General features: G+C 62.6%; 16 protein-coding genes. 9 read left to right on the forward strand and 7 right to left on the reverse strand.

Annotated features, from left to right (window positions below; genetic code table 11):
• Nucleotides 1-26 precede the first annotated feature (26 nt).
• From glpK to panB, 3 genes are all read right to left on the reverse strand, one after another.
• On the reverse strand, nt 27-1,511 hold the full coding sequence (glpK, locus tag VWZ87_RS04720) for a glycerol kinase GlpK (RefSeq protein WP_340546391.1): 1,485 nt from the start codon (nt 1,509-1,511) through the stop codon (nt 27-29).
• 67 nt (nt 1,512-1,578) lie between these two features.
• Nucleotides 1,579-2,436: a pantoate--beta-alanine ligase gene (panC, locus tag VWZ87_RS04725; protein ID WP_416534278.1), complete on the reverse strand. Its 858-nt coding sequence runs from the start codon at nt 2,434-2,436 to the stop codon at nt 1,579-1,581.
• Between the two features lie 7 nt (nt 2,437-2,443).
• A complete protein-coding gene (gene panB, locus VWZ87_RS04730) occupies nt 2,444-3,307 on the reverse strand; it encodes a 3-methyl-2-oxobutanoate hydroxymethyltransferase (RefSeq protein WP_416534277.1) in 864 nt (287 codons plus the stop codon).
• A gap of 161 nt (nt 3,308-3,468) precedes the next feature.
• Between panB and VWZ87_RS04735 the strand changes: the two genes are divergently transcribed.
• Nucleotides 3,469-4,947, forward strand: coding sequence for an ABC transporter substrate-binding protein (locus VWZ87_RS04735; RefSeq protein WP_416534276.1), 1,479 nt, complete (start codon nt 3,469-3,471; stop codon nt 4,945-4,947).
• Between the two features lie 71 nt (nt 4,948-5,018).
• Here the strand turns inward: VWZ87_RS04735 and VWZ87_RS04740 are convergent, their stop codons facing one another.
• Nucleotides 5,019-6,203, reverse strand: coding sequence for an acetoin utilization protein AcuC (locus VWZ87_RS04740; protein ID WP_416534275.1), 1,185 nt, complete (start codon nt 6,201-6,203; stop codon nt 5,019-5,021).
• Between the two features lie 195 nt (nt 6,204-6,398).
• On the opposite strand from VWZ87_RS04740, the gene VWZ87_RS04745 reads away from it, so the two are divergent.
• From VWZ87_RS04745 to VWZ87_RS04765, 5 genes are all read left to right on the forward strand, one after another.
• On the forward strand, nt 6,399-7,346 hold the full coding sequence (locus VWZ87_RS04745; RefSeq protein WP_416534274.1) for an ABC transporter permease: 948 nt from the start codon (nt 6,399-6,401) through the stop codon (nt 7,344-7,346).
• A gap of 121 nt (nt 7,347-7,467) precedes the next feature.
• Complete coding sequence (locus VWZ87_RS04750; RefSeq protein WP_340546385.1) at nt 7,468-8,283, forward strand: ABC transporter permease; 816 nt, start codon at nt 7,468-7,470, stop codon at nt 8,281-8,283.
• Nucleotides 8,280-9,887 carry an ABC transporter ATP-binding protein gene (locus tag VWZ87_RS04755; protein ID WP_416534273.1) on the forward strand — a complete coding sequence of 536 codons (1,608 nt, stop codon included), beginning with the start codon at nt 8,280-8,282 and terminating at the stop codon, nt 9,885-9,887. Before VWZ87_RS04750 ends, VWZ87_RS04755 begins: the two co-directional genes overlap by 4 nt.
• A complete protein-coding gene (locus tag VWZ87_RS04760) occupies nt 9,884-10,357 on the forward strand; it encodes a GNAT family N-acetyltransferase (RefSeq protein WP_260078801.1) in 474 nt (157 codons plus the stop codon). The genes VWZ87_RS04755 and VWZ87_RS04760 overlap by 4 nt, the downstream gene beginning before the upstream one ends.
• Nucleotides 10,350-11,807 (forward strand): aldehyde dehydrogenase family protein, encoded by a 1,458-nt coding sequence (locus VWZ87_RS04765; protein WP_416534272.1) that lies wholly within the window; start codon nt 10,350-10,352, stop codon nt 11,805-11,807. The genes VWZ87_RS04760 and VWZ87_RS04765 overlap by 8 nt, the downstream gene beginning before the upstream one ends.
• 126 nt (nt 11,808-11,933) lie before the next feature.
• Here VWZ87_RS04765 and pncB read toward each other — a convergent pair whose 3' ends face one another.
• From pncB to pncA, 3 genes are all read right to left on the reverse strand, one after another.
• Nucleotides 11,934-13,223, reverse strand: a complete 1,290-nt coding sequence (gene pncB / locus VWZ87_RS04770) for a nicotinate phosphoribosyltransferase (protein WP_416534271.1) — start codon at nt 13,221-13,223, stop codon at nt 11,934-11,936.
• Between the two features lie 64 nt (nt 13,224-13,287).
• Nucleotides 13,288-15,552: an ATP-binding protein gene (locus VWZ87_RS04775; protein ID WP_416534270.1), complete on the reverse strand. Its 2,265-nt coding sequence runs from the start codon at nt 15,550-15,552 to the stop codon at nt 13,288-13,290.
• A 58-nt stretch (nt 15,553-15,610) separates the two neighbouring features.
• Entirely contained in the window at nt 15,611-16,216 is a 606-nt protein-coding gene (gene pncA / locus VWZ87_RS04780; RefSeq protein ID WP_416534269.1) for a bifunctional nicotinamidase/pyrazinamidase, read from the reverse strand.
• A 121-nt stretch (nt 16,217-16,337) separates the two neighbouring features.
• On the opposite strand from pncA, the gene VWZ87_RS04785 reads away from it, so the two are divergent.
• The 3 genes from VWZ87_RS04785 to VWZ87_RS04795 all read left to right on the forward strand — a co-directional run bounded on the left by VWZ87_RS04785 (nt 16,338) and on the right by VWZ87_RS04795 (nt 18,605).
• Nucleotides 16,338-17,252 carry a rhodanese-related sulfurtransferase gene (locus tag VWZ87_RS04785; protein ID WP_416534268.1) on the forward strand — a complete coding sequence of 305 codons (915 nt, stop codon included), beginning with the start codon at nt 16,338-16,340 and terminating at the stop codon, nt 17,250-17,252.
• 165 nt (nt 17,253-17,417) lie between these two features.
• The gene (locus VWZ87_RS04790; protein WP_416534267.1) at nt 17,418-17,615 is read left to right on the forward strand and encodes a hypothetical protein; all 198 of its coding nucleotides are present in this window, start codon (nt 17,418-17,420) and stop codon (nt 17,613-17,615) included.
• The gene (locus VWZ87_RS04795) at nt 17,616-18,605 is read left to right on the forward strand and encodes a Hint domain-containing protein (protein ID WP_416534266.1); all 990 of its coding nucleotides are present in this window, start codon (nt 17,616-17,618) and stop codon (nt 18,603-18,605) included.
• Nucleotides 18,606-18,621 lie beyond the last annotated feature (16 nt).

The following is an 18,621-nucleotide window of genomic DNA, read 5'->3' on the forward strand; positions in this document are numbered from 1 at the left end:
GGCGGGAGCGCCCGCCTGCGGCAATGTCAGACGCCGATCACTGCCTCAACCGCGCGTTTCCAGCGCCCATAGGCGGCGCTGCGCCGGTCTTCATCCATCGCCGGGGTGAATTGCTGATCCAGCGCCCAGGTCTCGGCAAACCCGGCCTGATCGGGATAGACACCGGCCCGCATCCCCGCCAGCCAGGCGGCCCCAAGCGCGGTGGTTTCCTGCATCACCGGCCGATCCACAGCCGCCCCCAACAGATCCGCCAGGCTCTGCATGGTCCAGTTGCTGGCACTCATGCCGCCATCCACCCGCAGGGTGACCAGACTCTCGCCTTGCCAATCCGCCCGCATCGCCTCCCAGAGGTCACGGGTCTGATAGGCCACGCTCTGCAACGCCGCGCGGGCAAATTCCGCAGGCCCCGAGCTGCGGGTCAGACCGAACATCCCGCCCCGGCAATCGGGTTTCCAATAAGGTGCACCAAGCCCGGTAAAGGCCGGTACCAGAATGACGTCCTGACCGGGATCGGCATTGCGCGCCAGCGCACCGCTCTCCTGGGCCGAGCCGATAATGCCCAGACCGTCGCGCAGCCATTGCACCGCCGCACCGGCGATGAAAATGGACCCCTCCAGCGCATAGGTCGGCGCGCCGTCCAGCTGATAGGCAATGGTGGTCAGCATCCGGTTCTGCGACACAACTGGCGTATCACCGGTGTTCAGCAGCGCAAAACAGCCCGTGCCATAGGTCGATTTCATCATCCCCGGCTGGAAACAGGCCTGCCCGATGGTGGCCGCCTGCTGATCGCCGGCAACCCCCAGAATGGCGATCTCGCCGCCCAGGAACTCTGCCTTGGTGGTGCCGAAATCTGCGGCACAATCCTTGACCTCCGGCAACATCCCGCGCGGCACCCCGAGAAAGCCGCAGATCTCGCTGCTCCAGCGCCCCTTGCGGATATCATACATCAGCGTCCGCGCCGCATTGGTCGCATCGGTCACATGGGAGGCGCCACCGGTCAGCCGCCAGATCAGAAAGCTGTCGACAGTGCCAAACAGCAGATCTCCCGCCTCGGCCCGGGCGCGGGCATCTGGAACAGTGTCCAGAATCCACTTCAGCTTGGTGCCCGAGAAATAGGGATCCAGCAGCAGCCCGGTTTTCTGGCGCACGCTGTCCTCGTGGCCCGCGGCGCGCAGCTCTTCGCAGATGGCGCTGGTGCGGCGGTCCTGCCAGACAATGGCATTGTGGACCGCCTTGCCGCTGTGGCGATCCCAGACTACCGTGGTTTCGCGCTGGTTGGTGATACCGATGCCGGCAATATCCGCCGCCTTGACGTCCTGCGCCTGCATCACCTGCCGACAGACATCCAGCGTCGTGCTCCACAGATCCTCCGGGTCATGCTCGACCCAGCCGGCCTGCGGAAAATGCTGCGGGAATTCCTGCTGCGCGGATCCTACCGCCTGCATCTTATCATCGAACAGGATCGCTCTGGTCGAGGTCGTGCCCTGATCAATCGCCAGAATATACGTCATCTTGCCCCTCCCCTGGGTCGTTTGGAGCAGAGATTAGACGTAAAACTGCGACCGCTACCAGCCCCTACTAATCATTTAGTTGATCAACCGCGATATTGTCGATCAACCGGATGCCATCCAGCCAGGCAGCCGCCAGCAGCCGGGCCGGGCGGTCGGGGCGGACAAGCGGGGCCAGCGTCTCGGCACAGCGCAGGTCCAGATATTCGATCTCGCCAAAACCGGCCGCGGCCAGTCGCGCACGCGCGCTCTCGACAAGCGCGCCGAACTCGGCCCCACCGCGCAGCTGCCCGGCCAGGTCGCTAAGCACCGGATAAAGCTGCCCCGCCTTGCCCAGCGCCTCGGCTGACAGGCGCATATTGCGCGAGGACATCGCCAGCCCGGAGGCTTCGCGCACCGTGGCACAGCCCTGCACGGTGATCGGAATATCCAGATCCCGCGCCATACGGGTGACCACCATCAGCTGCTGATAATCCTTCTCGCCGAAAAATGCCTGATCGGCGCCGCTTTGCAGAAACAGCTTCGCCACCACCGTCGCCACCCCGTCAAAATGACCCGGACGAAACTCGCCCTCCAGCACATCGGTCAGCCCCGCCACCGACACCGTGGTCGCATAGCCTTCGGGGTAGATCTGATCCGGGTCGGGCACATAGATGGCATCTACCCCGTAGGGCGCCAGTTTCTCCGCGTCGGTCAGTTCAGTGCGCGGATATTTGGCCAGATCCTCGGCATTGTTGAACTGTTTGGGGTTCACAAAAATGGTGACGATCACCCGGTCACAAGCCGCCTTGGCCGCCGCCACCAGTGACAGATGACCGTCGTGCAGCGCCCCCATGGTGGGCACCAGGCCGATACGCGCGCCCTCACGGCGCCAGTCGGAATGCAGCGCACGCAATTCGCTCAGGCGGCGTAGGATCGGAGCAGTCATGATGGGATCAGTCCTTTTGCGGGGCCTTGGCCGGTGCCGCCGTCGTCGGTGCCGGGGCCTGGTCTGCAAATACATGTTCGGCCGCCGGGAAGCTCCGCGCGCGCACCTCGGCTGCATACTCGGAAATCGCCGCCTCTGCCAAGGGGCCGAGATCGGCATAACGTTTCACGAATTTCGGCTTAAAGGCGGTAAAGAATCCCAGCATGTCATCGACAACCAGAATTTGACCGTCACAGTCGGCACTGGCCCCGATACCGATGGTCGGAATCGCCACCTCAGCGGTGATCCGATCGGCCAGCCCCTGCGGCACCTTTTCCAGCACCACGGAAAACGCCCCTGCATCCGCCACCGCATGAGCATCCGCCAGCACGGCATCGGCCTGCGCGTCGCGGCCCTGCACCTTGTAGCCCCCCAGCGTGTTGATCGACTGCGGCGTGAGGCCGATATGCGCCATCACCGGGATGCCGCGCTTCACGAGAAAGCGGATGGTCTCGGCCATCTCGACACCGCCCTCCAGCTTGACCGCCCCGGCGCCGGTTTCAGCCATCAGCCTTGCGGCATTGCGAAACGCCTGCTGCGGACCTTCCTCATAGCTGGCAAAGGGCATGTCGATGACCATCATCGCCTGTTTCAATCCGCGCGCCACCGCCTGCCCGTGCAGGATCATCATCTCCATCGTGACGCCAAGCGTCGAGGGCAAACCGTGCAGCACCATGCCAACGCTGTCGCCGACCAGCACAAAATCGCAATGCGCGTCCATCAGCTGCGCCATCGGCGTGGTATAGGCCGTGAGGCTCACCAGCGGGGTGCCGCCTTTGCGGGCGCGGATATCCTCGGCATTGGGAGCCATTTTGCGGGCCGTTGCACTCATGATGCTGTCCTCTCCGTTCGCATTGCGCACCGCTAGCAATTTACGCTGCGCGCTTCTAGGGGGCGAAATGTCCCGCTAACCTTGATTACCTGACGGAAAACGCGGAACAGTTTTCCGAAAGGTCACAAAATGCGGCCACCACCCAGAGGGAGAGACCACCAATGACACGATTGCCATTCCTGTTTGCTGCCAGTTCCGCACTGTCCATTCTGGCGGGGGCGGCTGCGGCGCGAGAGACCGTCACCGTGGCCCTACAACTGGAACCACCACATCTGGACCCCACCAGCGCTGCCGCCGGGGCCATTGATCAGGTGCTCTATTCCAACGTCTTTGAAGGGCTCACCCGCTTCATGGGCGATGGCTCGGTTGTACCCGGTCTCGCCGAGAGCTGGGAAATCTCCGAGGATGGGCTGACCTACACCTTCTCTCTGCACAAGGACGTCCGCTTTCACGATGGCTCCACGATGGACGCCGAGGATGTGAAATTCAGCCTTGATCGCGCCCGCGCCGAGGATAGCACAAATGCCCAGAAGGCGCTGTTTGCAGATATCGCCAGTGTTGATGCGGTCGATCCGCTCACCGTCAGGCTGACCCTGTCGCAGCCCAACGGTATGATGCTGTTCAACCTCGCATGGGGCGATGCCGTCATCGTGGCCCCCGAAAGCATCGAGAGCATCAAGACCATGCCCGTCGGCACCGGGGCCTTTGCCTTTGATGGCTGGGTTCAGGGCGACCGGATAGATCTTGTGCGCAACCCGGATTACTGGGGCACGCCCGCCATGCTGGACGGAGCAACCTTCAAATTCATCTCCGACCCCACGGCGGCCTTTGCGGCGATGATGGCCGAAGATGTCGATGCCTTCTCCGGTTTCCCCGCGCCGGAAAACCTGCCCCAGTTTGAGGCCGACCCGCGGTTTCAGGTGCTTGTCGGCTCCACCGAGGGCGAGACAATCCTGTCGATCAACAACAAACAGGCGCCCTTCGACAATCCCAAGGTCCGCGCCGCCGTCGCCCATGCGATCGACCGTCAGGCCATCATTGATGGTGCGATGTTCGGCTACGGCACGCCGATTGGCAGCCATTTCGCACCACATCACCCCGCCTATGTCGATCTGACCGGCAGCAGCGCCTATGACCCGGAGAAATCCCGCGCCCTCCTGACCGAGGCGGGTCTGGCCGATGGCTTCACCACCACGCTGCACCTGCCGCCGCCCTCATATGCGCGCCGGGGCGGGGAAATCATCGCCGCCCAGCTGGCCGAGGTCGGCATCACCGCAGAGATCATCAATGTGGAATGGGCGCAGTGGCTGGAAACCGTGTTCCGGGGCAAAAGCTTTGGCCTCTCCATCGTCAGCCACACGGAGCCGATGGATATCGGCATCTATGCCCGCCCCGATTACTACTTCCAGTATGACAATGTCGCCTTCCAGCAGCTGATGACGGATCTCTCGGGCACCACCGATCCCGACACCCGGACAAAGATGCTGCAACAGGCGCAGGAGATCATCGCAAACGACTATGTGAATGGCTTCCTGTTCCAGCTGGCATCGCTGAGCGTGGCCAAGGCGGATCTGCAAGGTCTCTGGGCCAATGCCCCCACACAGGCCACCGACCTGACGGCGGTCAGCTGGGCAAAATAGACCATTCCCCCAGTGTTAGAGACTGAATAACAGCGCCCCAGACCGGGGCGCTGTTGCCGTTTGCTCAGACCTCAGCGCAGCCCCCGCCGCCTGCGCAGCAGCGTCACAGCCTCGCGGATCTGATCGCGCACGGGGCCGGGACGCGGTTCATCGCGCAGTGTGGTGAACCAATGCTCCGGCGGGTTGCGCCCCAGACGATGCCCCTTGAACTCCAGCCCGCGCAGCACCTGCTCTGCCGCTGGTGGCAGACGGTCGGGGATCTCATGCCCGTTCAACACCGCCCACACCCCGGTCCAAAGCCGCCCGACAGACCAGGGGTTATAGCCCCCACCGCCCAGCACGAGATAGCGCGGCGCAAGCGACCGCAGCGCCTCCACCACCGACCAATGCGCATTGTTCGACAGATCCAGATGCGCCAAAGGATCCTCGGTGACCGCATCCGCCCCGCATTGCAGGACCACCGCATCAGGCGCGAAATCCACCACCGCCGGCAGGATCAGCTCTTCCAGCATATAGCCCATCTCGCTGTCATTGAACCCGCGCGGCACCGGCAGATTCAGCGCGCTTCCACCTGCGTCATCGTCCAGCCGACCAGTCTTCGGCCAGAGGTTCTCCTCATGGGTGGAGATCATCAACACATCGGGATCCCCCGCAAACCCATGCTCGACCCCATCGGCATGATGGGCATCAATATCGACATAGGCGATCCGCTCTGCACCGTGATGGCGCAGTGACAGCATCGCCAGCACCGGGTCGTTCAGATAACAGAACCCATTCGCCCGATCCGGCATCCCGTGATGGGTGCCACCGGCCGGATTGTAGATCACCCCACCATGCGCGAGCTGCTCACCGGCCAGAATAGATCCGCCGGCGGCCGTGGCCGGCCTTCGAAAAATCTCGGGGAACACCGGGTTGGAAATGGTGCCGATGTGATGGCGTGCCTTGACCTCATCGCTGACAGCCTGCGCCTGCTCGGCAGCCTGAAGCGCCGCGATATACTCAGCGCTGTGCCAGCGCCGAAGGGCGGCAGGCTTTGCCCGGGGAGAGACCTGATACTGCGCCGTAGGCAGCCAGCCCAGCGCCCGTGTCAGATCCATCACCGTTGAGACCCTCGGCACCCGCAAAGGATGCGCACGCCCGTAGCTGGAACCACGGTAAATCTCCGAGCCGATAAAAACCGGCGCCTCCAGCGCCTTTGGAACGGACCTTGTCCGAGCAGGATCAGACAGTGAAATGGCGGCGGTTCTCGGTGTCATGCGACCAGAGATAGCCCGGAACCGCGCGCCGCCAAACCCCGTATCTGCAACCGACGCGACAGCTGCGCGATAGCCGCACGCCTTCGCCTAATGCGATCCTGCCAGACAACTGGAAAACAATGCCTTTGACGATTTATCAAGGTCGATGCCCGCCCGCTCTGGACCCCCGCCCAGCGCCCCCCTAACCTGCCGCCAATGGGACGCTATATCGCCAAACGCCTGCTGTCGCTGATCGTCAGCCTTGTCATCGCCTCTTGGGTGATCTTCTTCGTCATCGAGATTGCACCGGGCGATCCGGCCTCCTTCATGCTGGGAATCAACGCACAGCCCGACACGATCGCTGCCCTGCGCAGCGAACTGGGCTTGGACGAGGGGAAATTCGCCCGCTACATCAGCTGGTCCACCGGCATGTTGCAGGGCGATTTCGGCACCTCCTATACCTATCGCACACCGGTGGCCCGGATGGTTGCGGATCGGCTCTGGGTCTCGCTGCCGCTTGCGATCTATGCGCTGACACTCTCGACACTGATTGCCTTGCCCGCAGGCATCTATGCCGCCGCGCGCCGGGGCAAATCAGGGGATATTGCCGTGATGGGCGCAACCCAGCTGGGGGTCGCTGTCCCGAACTTCTGGTTTGCGATGATGCTGGTGCTGGTGTTTGCCATCAATCTGCGCTGGTTCAGTGCCGGCGGGTTTGTCGGCTGGGAGGCCGGCCCGCTGGCCGCGCTGCATTCCCTCACCCTGCCCGCCATTGCGCTGGCCCTGCCGCAGGCGGCTATTCTGGCCCGCGTCATGCGCTCGGCTCTGTTGGATATTCTGGGCGAGGATTTCATCCGCACCGCCCGCGCCAAGGGGTTGAGCCAGCGGCAGGCCCTGTGGCGTCACGGGCTGCGCAATGCGCTGATCCCGGTGCTGACCATCATCGGGTTGCAGTTTTCCTTCCTCCTTGCCGGCGCGATCATCATTGAACAGGTGTTCTACCTGCCGGGTCTGGGGCGGCTGGTGTTTCAGGCGATCTCTGCCCGCGATCTGATCGTGGTGGAAAGCGTCGTGATGCTTCTGGTCTTTGCGGTGATCCTGGTGAATTTCCTTGTCGATCTGACCTATGCGCTGGTCGACCCAAGACTGCGGGGGCGCGGATGACAAACCACATGTCCCGCACATGCCCGGCACAGCCGGGCAGCGCCCGACCCTCCCCCCGGGAGGGCGCTTTGCACCCACCCAGGGTCGGACGCAAGCCACTCCGCGACACCCGAGGACCCCGATGACCCGTAGTCTCATCCTTGGTGGTGTCCTCTCCGCACTGGTTCTGCTGGCAGCACTGCTGTCGTTCATCTGGACGCCTTACGACCACACCGCGATGAACATCCCCGCCAAGCTGCAAGCCCCAAACGCCATACACTGGCTCGGCACCGATCACTTTGGCCGCGATATCCTGTCGATGATCATGGTTGGCGCACGCACCTCGATTGCGGTGGCACTGGTGGCGGTGGGCATCGGCATGGGGCTCGGCGTGCCGCTTGGCCTCGCCGCGGCAGCCAAACGCGGGTCCTGGCTGGACGAAGGCATCATGCGGGCCAATGATCTGGTCTTTGCCTTCCCCTCGCTGGTGATCGCCATCCTGATCACTGCCATCCTTGGCGCCGGTGCGATCAATGCGATCATCGCCATCGGCATTTTCAACATCCCCGTCTTTGCCCGCGTCACCCGTGGCGCGGCGCTGTCGCTCTGGCAGCGGGAGTTCATTCTGGCCGCCCGCGTCGCAGGCAAGGGCGCGACCAGAATTTCAGCCGAACATATCCTGCCCAATGTCGCCAACCTGCTGATCGTGCAGGGCACCATCCAGTTCTCGCTTGGCATTCTGGCCGAGGCGGGGCTCAGCTACGTCGGCCTTGGCGCACAACCGCCGGTGCCCAGCTGGGGCCGGATGCTGGCCGATGCGCAGACCATGGTCAGCCTCGCGCCCCATATGGCGCTGGTGCCGGGCTGCGCGATCATCCTCACCGTTCTGGGGCTAAACCTGATGGGGGACGGGCTGCGCGATTGGCTGGACCCGAAATTGCAGGGAGGTCGCGCGTGACCCTGCTTGAGATCACCAACCTCTCGCTCTCCATCGGGACCTTCCCGATCCTGCGTGATGTCTCCCTGTCGGTAGATCCGGGCGAGATCCTAGCCATCACCGGCGAAAGCGGGTCCGGCAAATCCCTGACCGCGCTGACCATCCTGCGGCTTCTGCCCAATTGCACCCGCCTCTCCGGGCATCTGAGCCTTGAGGGCCAGGACCTGCTGGCGCTGAGCGAAGAGCAGATGTGCAATCTGCGCGGGCGCAAGATTGGCATGGTATTTCAGGAGCCGATGACCGCGCTCAACCCGGTGCAGAGCATTGGCGATCAGGTGATGGAAACCCTCCTGCTACACAGCAGCGTGACCAAAGCCGAAGCCGAAGCAGAGGCGCGCAGCCTGCTGGACCGGGTGGGCCTGCCCGCCGAACGATTCCCGCTCAGCCGCTATCCGCACGAGCTGTCCGGTGGCCAGCGCCAGCGCGTGGTCATCGCCATGGCCATCGCCATGCGGCCGGCGCTGCTGATCGCAGATGAGCCGACAACCGCGCTGGATGTGACAACACAGGCGCAGATCCTCGACCTGCTGCGCGATCTGGTGCGCGACTACGGTATGGGGATGATCATCATCACCCATGATCTCGCGGTGGTGGCTGATATGGCCGACCAGATCGTCGTCATGCGAAAAGGCGAAGTGGTCGAGACCGGCAGCACGACGCAGCTTCTTGCCAATCGCCGTCATCCCTATACGCAGAAACTCTTTGCCGCCTCGAACCATCAGGCCGCCCTGCCCCCGGTGGTGGATACCGACCCGCAGGACACCCCCCTTCTGGAGGTGCGCGACGCGGTGCGCGACTATCCCCTGCCACGCAAACGCCTGTTTGCGCCAGCAGACCATATGCGCGCGGTGGATCACGTCAGCTTTGCCCTGCATCGTGGCGAACGGCTGGGGCTGGTGGGCGAATCCGGCTGCGGGAAATCCACCCTGACCCGCGCCATTCTGGGGCTGGAACCTCTGCAAGGCGGCGAGATCCTGCTGGATGGTACCCCGCTGTCGCCCAGGGGGTTGAGCGCCGAGCAGCGGCGCAAGATGCAGGTGGTGTTCCAGGATCCCTTTGGCAGTTTCAACCCCCGCCACCGCGTCGCACGGCTGATCACCGAACCCTTCCACGGCGTTCCAGACGCCCCCAGTGGGCAAGATCGGGACGATCGCGTGGCTGAGGCACTAAGTGCCGTTGGCCTCAACCCCGAGGACGCAGGCCGCTATATCCACCAGTTTTCCGGAGGGCAGCGCCAGCGCATCGCCATTGCCCGCGCTCTCATCACCCGGCCGGAGCTGATCCTGTTTGACGAAGCGGTCTCGGCGCTGGATGTCTCCGTGCGGGCGCAGATCCTTGACCTTCTGGCAGAGCTCTGCACCTCCTATGGGCTCAGCTATCTGTTCATCAGCCATGACCTGCATGTGGTGCGCAGCATGACCGACCGCTGTCTGGTCATGCAAAAGGGTCAGATCGTCGAACACGGCAGGACAGAAGATCTGTTTGCCAATCCGCAACATCCATATACGACATCTCTGATCGCAGCCGCTCCGGTGCTACCCGATCTGAAAACGGGGGCTGCATGAGCTTTAGACTGACCTTGATCCTGCCGCGCGAACGGGCGCGGCTGGCAGCGGCGCTGACCCGCTACTACTCCGAAATTGCCCCGGACCTGCGGATCGACCCCAGTGAGCGCGCAGGCCAGATGCTGCACCGCAAGGATGTGACGGCGTTCTGGATCCGCCAGGAGCAGGACCGCATCGGGTTTGCCATCGTACTTAACCTGCCCGATGATCGCCGTGAACTGTCGGAATTTGCCATTGATCCGGCCTATCGCAGGCAGGGGTACGGCCATGCCGCGGCCAGCCTGATCTTTGCCGAATTTCCGGGGTATTGGCGAATGGGCATTTCCGCAGGCTCGCCCAATGCAGTGGCGTTCTGGGGCACCTGTCTCAGCGCCGTGAAGGGGGTCGAGCAGCTGCGTGAAGGCGCGCCTTTTACCGAGCATCAGATCAAGAGTTACAGTTTCCACATCGCAGGAGCCCAGAATGACTGACGCAGCGCCGCTTTGGTTTGATCCCGCACTCTGCCTGATCGGTGGCAGCTGGCAGGCCCCTGCCGGGGGCGGAACGCTACCCCTCACGAACCCGTCTGATGGCAATATCCTCTGCCAGATTGCCCGTGGTGACTCCCGCGACATTGACGCCGCGGTTGCCGCTGCCCGCACCGCTCTGGATGGTGTTTGGGGAGAGATGACCGCCACCGAACGCGGGCGGCTTCTGACCCGGATGGGCCAGATGGTGCTGGAGCGCTGCGAGACCCTCGCCCAGCTGGAGGCACTGGACGTCGGCAAGCCGCTGACACAGGCGCGGGCGGATGCGGTGGCGCTGGCGCGGTATCTGGAATTCTACGGCGGCGCGGCGGACAAACTGCATGGCGAGACCATCCCCTATCAGGCCGGTTATACCGTCTACACCCTGCGCGAACCCCATGGGGTCACCGGTCATATCGTACCCTGGAACTACCCGATGCAGATCATCGGCCGTTCTGTCGGTGCCGCGCTGGCAATGGGCAATGCCTGCGTCCTGAAACCCGCCGAGGAAGCCTGCCTGACCGCGCTCGCCTTTGCCCATATCGCGGTCGAGGCCGGGCTGCCCGCAGGCGCGCTGAACGTGGTTCCGGGCATCGGCGCCGAGGCTGGCGCGGCGCTGGCGGGGCATCCGGGTGTTGATCATATCTCCTTTACCGGGTCGGTCAGAACCGGCGCGCTGGTGCAGCAGGCGGCAGGGGCCAATGTGGTGCCGGTCACGCTGGAACTGGGTGGGAAGTCTCCGCAGCTGGTGTTTGACGATGCCGATCTGGAGGCCGCCCTGCCGTTTCTGGTGAACGCAGGGATCCAGAACGCAGGCCAGACCTGTTCCGCCGCTTCGCGCATTCTGGTGCAACGGGGCGTCTATGATCAGGTGCGCGCCGCCATGGCCGAGGCCTACAGCCGGCTGACCGTGGGGCCGGCCCTGTCCGACCTGCGTCTGGGACCGCTGATTTCCGCCCGGCAGAAAGAGATCGTCGAGGGTTATCTGGCGCAGGGCGCCGACCTCACGATTGCGGCGCAGGGTGTGCTGAGTGAGGCGGCCAGCGACAAAGGCGCCTATGTGCGCCCAACCCTGTTTGCAGATGTTGCGGCGGATCATCCGCTGGCGCAGGACGAGGTATTCGGTCCGGTGCAGGTGCTGATCCCATTTGAGGATGAGGCAGAGGCGGTCAGGATTGCCAACAGCACCGACTACGGGCTGGTTGCGGGCATCTGGACCCGCGACGGCGCCCGCCAGATGCGGCTGGCCAAGCGCCTGCGCGCGGGTCAGGTCTTCCTCAACAACTATGGCGCCGGTGGCGGGGTTGAGCTGCCCTTTGGCGGGGTGGGCAAATCGGGCCATGGCCGCGAAAAAGGCTTTGAGGCGCTCTACGGGTTTTCGCAGCTGAAAACGGTTGCGGCCTATCACGGCTAAGCCGACGCCCGCGATCAAGGTCAGCAGGACTCACCCATTGTTTCGCGTGCGAAACATTGGGGCAGATCCATTGCCGCAACTTATTGGGAAATCCGCGCCCAACGCCCCCAGATGGGCGAAGTATTTCTAGACTATTACCGCCTGGCTTTGCTGTTCACCGACACCAAACACCCGCTTGTAACGGTCGATTTCAGCCTGCGGGCCCATCGCCTTTTCCGGGTTGTCGGAGAGTTTGACGGTGGGGCGGCCATTGGCCGACACCGCCTTGCACACCAGGGAGAACGGCGCGAGGCCGTCATCCGGCACCAGCCCGCGGAAGTCATTGGTCAGCAGCGTGCCCCAGCCAAAGGACACTTTGGTACGGCCTGAAAACTGCGCATGCAGTTCCTTGATCTTGGCAACATCCAACCCGTCGGAGAAGATCACCCGTTTGTCCTGCGGGTCCTCGCCCCGCTCCTGCCACCAGCGGATCGCAGTTTCGGCGCCGCTTGCGGGATCGCCGCTGTCGATACGGATGCCGGTCCAGCCCGCCAGCCAGTCCGGCGCGCGATCCAGGAAACCCCGGGTGCCATAGGTATCGGGCAGGATGATGCGCAGATTGCCTTCATGCTCGTCATGCCAGTCGGACAGCACATCATAGGGGGCCTGCGCAAGTGCGGCATCATCTTCGGCCAGCGCGGAATAGACCATCGGCAGCTCATGGGCGTTGGTGCCAATAGCCTCGACCTCGCGGCGCATGGCAATCAGGCAGTTCGAGGTACCGGTGAATTTATCGCCCAGCCCCTCCATCATCGCCTGCACACACCAGTCCTGCCAGAGAAACCCATGACGGCGGCGGGTGCCGAAATCGGCGATGCTGAGGCCGTCTATGTCGCGCAGCTGTTCAATCTTTTCCCAGACCCGGGTCATGGCGCGGGCATAGAGCACCTGGAGTTCAAACCGGCCCATGCTGTTGATCACCGCGCGGCTGCGCAGTTCCATAAGGACCGACAGGGCCGGGATTTCCCAGAGCATGACCTCGGGCCATTTGCCTTCAAACGTCAGTTCGTATTGGTCGCCCTTGCGCTCCAGCTCATAGGGCGGCAGGCGCAACCCCTCGAACCACTCCATGAAATCGGAGCGGAACATCTGGCGCTTGCCGTAGAACGTATTGCCGCGCAGCCAGGTGCTTTCGCCACGCGACAGCGATAGCGAGCGGATGTGGTCAAGCTGTTCGCGCAGCTCGCCTTCGTCGATCAGATCGGCCAGCGGGATATGTTTGGATCGGTTGATCAGCGAGAAGCGGACATTGGTGTCGCGGCGATTGCGATACACCGACTGGCACATCAGCAGTTTGTAAAAATCGGTGTCGATCAGCGAGCGCACGATCGGATCGATCTTCCACTTGTGGTTATAGACGCGGGTTGCAATGTCCACAGGCGGCCTCATCCATCGTGTTTCAATGGTTGATAAAACAGGCCGCAGCCAGGAGCAAAGGAAATCAGACTGCTGCGCGACGACCCTGAGGAAGGCTGTGTTTGCACAGAACCGCAAGCAGGTCATCGCGGTTGATCGGCTTGCTGAGGAAATCATCCATGCCCGCGGACAGGCAGGCCTCGCGATCGGAATCAAAGGCATTGGCCGTCAGTGCCGCAATGACAGGCTGGCGGATCTCCATCTCGCGGATCATGCGGGTGGCCTCCAGCCCGTTCATCACCGGCATCGACATATCCATCAGAATGACATCGGGATCAAACTCCGGCGTTTTCTCGACCGCCTCGGCGCCATCCACGGCAAATTCCAGCGTAACCGGTTCGTCCTGAAGGTATTTCTCAACCAGGAGGCGGTTGATCCTGTTGTCCTCAGCGACGAGGATACGCATCCCCTGCAAACAGCCTTCTTCCTGCGGGGTGATGCCGTCGGTGTCGGACAGGGCGGAGCCGGTGGCAGGCTGCATGCGCAGGTGGACGGAAAAACAGGCCCCTTTGCCAAGGTCAGAGGTCACGTCGATCTCACCGCCCATCGCCTCGCACAGGAGGCGCGATATGGTGAGGCCAAGACCGGTGCCGCCAAACCGCCGCGTGATCGCCGCATCGGCCTGAGAGAAGCGTTCAAAGATCTGATCCTGCTTGTCCTTGGCGATGCCGATGCCTGTATCGGTGACCGAGAAGCGCAGGCGCAGCCGGTCGCCCGCCTGCGTGGTGGCCACCGCGACGCGAACGCCGCCGGTCTCGGTGAATTTCACCGCATTGCCGACCAGATTCAGCAAGACCTGGCGCAGGCGCCGATCGTCGCCATTGATCAGCCGGGGCACGTCCGGCGCGATATCGAGATCAAGGCTGATGCCCTTCTCCTGCGCCTGCGGTTCAAAAAGCTTCAAGGTCTGCTGGAAACAGGCGCGCAGATCAAAATCAACCTCGCTCAGGATGACCTCGCCCGCGTCCATCTTCGAGAGATCAAGCACATCGTTGATCAGCGACAAAAGAGTGCGGGCCGAGCCGAGGATCGTATCGGCATAGAGCTTTTGCTCGTCATCCAGATTGGTCCGTTCCAGCATCTGCGCCATGCCGATAACCCCATTCATCGGGGTGCGGATCTCATGGCTCATGGTGGCGAGGAATTCGGATTTCACCCGCGCGCCCTCCTCCGCGGCGATGCGGGCATCCTTCAGCTGCTGTTCGTATTGTTTGGAGGCGGTGATATCACGTTCGACGGCAATGATGGTCTCCACCGTCCCGTCGTCGCGCAGCATCGGCACCTGATTGGTCTCCAGCCACAGACGCTGACCATCCTTGCGACGATTGCAGATCTCAAGCCGAAACGGTTTGCCGGTGGCGCGCCCCTTCTCCAGTGCCTTGACCACCGCCATATCGGTGTCTTCACCGTTCAGCAGCTCACCCGGCATCCTGCCGATCGCCTCATCGTAGCGGTAGCCGGTGATCCGGGTGAACGCCTCATTGACCCATGTGATCCGCCCCTCCTGATCCATGAGGAAGACGCTGTCGTTGGCATTCTCGGCCACCAGAGCAAGCTGTTGGGATTGCAGCTGCTGGGCCTGTAGCTTGGCGTTGATCTTGGCCAGCTGCTTATGTTGCAGGGCCATCGCCAGGGTGTTTTTCCGGCTGCGGTGGTAACGACCCGCGATAAAGCTGACGAAGAAGAAGACGCTGACATAGAGCACGCCCAGACCGGCGAATTGAAAGGACTGCACCTCGATCACGGCAGTGCTGTGATCGGCAAGGGTTTCAATCGCGATGCTGACCAGAGGTGTCAGCGCATAGACCACCAGCCGCACGATACCGGCAGAGATCTGATAGGGCAGGATCACCGTGGCATTGATGGCGGCCCCGACCAGGATACCGACGGTGAACAGCGGCGTGGCATGGGCCTGATGCAGGTGGTTTTCCGCGTGGATGAAATACGATGGTGAACAGGCCAGAAAGGAGAGGGAAACCGCCTGCACCCCAGCGGTGAGGCTGCTGATGGCCAGCACGCGCTTATAGGGGGCATTATCCGCAATCGGCGTTGCCCGCATAAGGTAGAGCGTATCAACCAGGTCGCCGAGAAACGCGACCACAAAGACCAAGAGACCAGCCATTGGAGATATTAGCAGACCGATCAGCGCCGACAGCCCTGCCATGATCAGCTGGCGGAACGCAAAATACCGGCACCGCCCATCCGCATAGCGGTTGAGCAGCCCGCGCTGGCTGTATCGCCTGCTATAGGTTTCTAGCGGCCCAGTGTTGAGCGCATCGGCCTGCGGCATCTCTTTGCAAGGTCCCTGATGACGACGAGTCTCTGAATATCGTCAATTCGTTAATAACTTACCCAAAGGCACCAACCAGCCGCACGCCTGCCGATTGCATATGCGTTACTGCGGTTGTCAGAGAGCCATCCAGATCAATCGCGCGGCAGGCTGTCAAATCCACTGTCACGTCGTAGCCCAAACGGGCGGCATCCAGTGCCGAAAATGCGACACAAAAATCGGTGGCAAGCCCGACCAGCGTCAGATCGCGGATGCTGCGGTCCTGCAGATAGCCGTGCAATCCGGTGGGCGTGCTCTGGTCGTTTTCAAAGAACGCCGAATAGCTGTCGATATGACGGCGGTAACCCTTGCGCAGAATCAGGTCGCCACGCAGGTCCAGATCCGGGTGGAACTGCGCCCCGGCGCTGTCGATCACGCAGTGATCGGGCCAGAGCACCTGCGGGCCATAGGGCATGTCGATGCTGTCATAGGCGGCAGCGTCGCGGTGTTGCGAAGCAAAGGAACTGTGGTTGGCCGGGTGCCAGTCCTGTGTCATCAGCACTGCGTCGTAGTCAGGCATCATCGCATTGATCGGCGCCACGACCTGATCCCCGTCCGGCACCGCCAGGGCACCGCCGGGGCAGAAATCCAGCTGAACATCAATCACGATCAGGGCTTTGGTCATCGGGTTCTCCACGTGTTGCCTGACAGGGGTACGCCCCCTGCGCCCACCCGTCAACAAAGCTGCGGCGATGCGGCATTCCACGACCTTGCAGCGCCTTGCCTGCTTGGTGTAGAGCGGCGCCATGTATACGATTGCCGCTCTCTACCACTTCACCCGTTTCGACGATCCCGCCGCTCTGAAACCGGCGCTTCTGGCCCTTTGCGAGGCGCAGGGGGTCAGGGGCTCATTGCTGCTGGCGCAGGAAGGCATCAACGGCACCATCGCTGGCCCGCGCGCCGGGATTGATGCGGTGCTGGCCCATATCAAGGCGCTGCCCGGTTGCAGCGATCTTGAATGGAAGGAAGCCACCAGCGACAAGCCCCCCTTTGGCAAGATGAAGGTGCGGCTGAAGAAAGAGATCGTCACCATGGGCCAGCCGGACATCGACCCGCGTGCCCGCGTCGGCCATTACGTGGAGCCGGAAGACTGGAACGATCTGATCCGCTCGGATGATGTCGTGGTGATCGACACCCGCAATGACTACGAGGTTGCCATCGGCACCTTCGAAGGCGCGATCGACCCCAAGACCGAGAGCTTCCGCGAATTTCCGGCCTGGTGGGAACAGAACAAGGACCGGTTCCACAACAAGCGTGTTGCGATGTTCTGCACCGGTGGCATCCGCTGCGAGAAATCCACCAACTTCCTGATTGGTCAGGGCGTGGAGGATGTCTATCACCTGAAAGGTGGTATCCTGCGCTATCTTGAGGAGATGCCGCAGGAAGACAGCAGCTGGACCGGCGAATGTTTCGTCTTTGACAGCCGGGTGTCCGTCGGACACGGGTTGCTGGAAGGTCCGCATGAGCTGTGCAACGGCTGCCGCAGGCCCATTCTGCCAGAGGACAAATCCAATCCTGCCTTTGAGCAGGGGGTGTCCTGCCATCTCTGTATCAATGAGACCTCTGAGGCCGACAAGGCCCGGTTCCGCGAGCGGCAGAAACAGATGAGACTGGCGCGGGAACGCGGCGACGACCACCTGGGCCATCTGCCGCTGCGCTGAGGCCAGCGTCGGCCACCGCGATACCGATCACATCGCCACTGATCTGCGCATTTACGGGCCCCTTTTCGGCGGCGCTGCGTGGAGTCGCGCAAAAACTGTTTGGCGAAACGCCACACTCGCCTAAAGTAATTGGTAACCATGATTAAAGAGTGAGCCGGGTGAGTGATGGCGACGCGCAAGAACCAAGACTTCTGTTCCGATCTGAGAACACGCTGCGGCACAGAGGTGGACGCGGCGGAGCGGCAGTTGGCCGAGGCTGAGCTTGGCTCCGGGGCGATACGGTACAAGCTCAATCCGGCAGGGCTGCGCCATCTGTTCAAATCGCTGTCGCAAGACGATAGCGGATCGCAGGGGCAGAGCTAGATGCCACAGTATACCGTCACAGCCTTCAATTGGAGCGCGGCTGGCTACAACGCCCAGTACAATACATCCTATACCGCGACGCTGGATGACGATGACGGGGCCTATCAGGGCGGTGCCGACGGCAACGAGAGCATCAGCATCAACGGGGGCGCCTTCGGCGGATCTGTAGGGGAGCCTTACGCCATTGACGTCTCCTTCACCGACACCGGCGGCACCCCCCATGTCGAGACCTTCTATTTCTTCAACACCGGCGGCAGCTGGTATTTTGTCCCCGGCCCGGGTTCTGAATTCACCGTTGGTGCGACGCTTGGCAGTTACCAGAGCCACACCACGGGCTGGAATTATTCCGAGATCACCTGTTTTGTCCGCGGCACCCTGATCGAAACCGAACGGGGTCGGGTGGCTGTCGACTCCCTGACCGCCGGTGATCGCGTGCTGGTCGCTGATGGCAGCTACCGGCCGCTGCGTATGGTGATGAGCCGCGCGCTGACGGCGGATGCGCTGCGCGCCAACCCCAAGCTGCGCCCGGTCAGGATCACCGCCGGGGCGCTGGGGCATGGTCTGCCGATGCGCGATCTTCTGGTGTCTCGGCAGCATCGCATGTTGGTTTCGTCAAAGATCAGCGAACGGATGTTTGCCGACGCCGATGTGCTGGTCGCCGCCGTGCGGCTGACCGAGCTGCCTGGTATTGATATCGAGCAGACCTGCGAGCCGGTGGAGTATTTCCACCTGTTGTTCGACAGGCATGAGGTGATTTTTGCCGAGGGTGCCCCGACCGAGAGCCTGTTTACCGGTGCCGAAGCGCTGAAGGCGCTGACGCCGGAGGCCTATGAAGAGGTCACCCTGCTGTTTCCCGAGCTGCTTGCGCCGCAGGCCGCATGCAGCACGGCCTGCCATATCCCCAGTGGCAGACAGCAACGCCGGTTGGTGGCGCGGCATCTGAAAAACAACAAGCCCATTCTCACAAGCGGCGCCGTCGCAGTGCCATAAGCATCGCACAGGTGAA

The sequence above is a fragment of the Phaeobacter sp. JH20_37 genome (genome assembly GCF_048056015.1).
Classification (GTDB): domain Bacteria; phylum Pseudomonadota; class Alphaproteobacteria; order Rhodobacterales; family Rhodobacteraceae; genus Phaeobacter; species Phaeobacter bryozoorum.

Coding starts and splice junctions, on each gene's coding strand:
- glpK (WP_340546391.1), bottom strand. CDS start 1,511: ATGACGTATATTCTGGCGATTGATCAGGGCACGACCTCGACCAGAGCG.
- panC (WP_416534278.1), bottom strand. CDS start 2,436: ATGACTGCTCCGATCCTACGCCGCCTGAGCGAATTGCGTGCGCTGCAT.
- panB (WP_416534277.1), bottom strand. CDS start 3,307: ATGAGTGCAACGGCCCGCAAAATGGCTCCCAATGCCGAGGATATCCGC.
- VWZ87_RS04735 (WP_416534276.1), top strand. CDS start 3,469: ATGACACGATTGCCATTCCTGTTTGCTGCCAGTTCCGCACTGTCCATT.
- VWZ87_RS04740 (WP_416534275.1), bottom strand. CDS start 6,203: ATGACACCGAGAACCGCCGCCATTTCACTGTCTGATCCTGCTCGGACA.
- VWZ87_RS04745 (WP_416534274.1), top strand. CDS start 6,399: ATGGGACGCTATATCGCCAAACGCCTGCTGTCGCTGATCGTCAGCCTT.
- VWZ87_RS04750 (WP_340546385.1), top strand. CDS start 7,468: ATGACCCGTAGTCTCATCCTTGGTGGTGTCCTCTCCGCACTGGTTCTG.
- VWZ87_RS04760 (WP_260078801.1), top strand. CDS start 9,884: ATGAGCTTTAGACTGACCTTGATCCTGCCGCGCGAACGGGCGCGGCTG.
- VWZ87_RS04765 (WP_416534272.1), top strand. CDS start 10,350: ATGACTGACGCAGCGCCGCTTTGGTTTGATCCCGCACTCTGCCTGATC.
- VWZ87_RS04775 (WP_416534270.1), bottom strand. CDS start 15,552: ATGCCGCAGGCCGATGCGCTCAACACTGGGCCGCTAGAAACCTATAGC.
- pncA (WP_416534269.1), bottom strand. CDS start 16,216: ATGACCAAAGCCCTGATCGTGATTGATGTTCAGCTGGATTTCTGCCCC.
- VWZ87_RS04785 (WP_416534268.1), top strand. CDS start 16,338: ATGTATACGATTGCCGCTCTCTACCACTTCACCCGTTTCGACGATCCC.
- VWZ87_RS04790 (WP_416534267.1), top strand. CDS start 17,418: ATGGCGACGCGCAAGAACCAAGACTTCTGTTCCGATCTGAGAACACGC.
- VWZ87_RS04795 (WP_416534266.1), top strand. CDS start 17,616: ATGCCACAGTATACCGTCACAGCCTTCAATTGGAGCGCGGCTGGCTAC.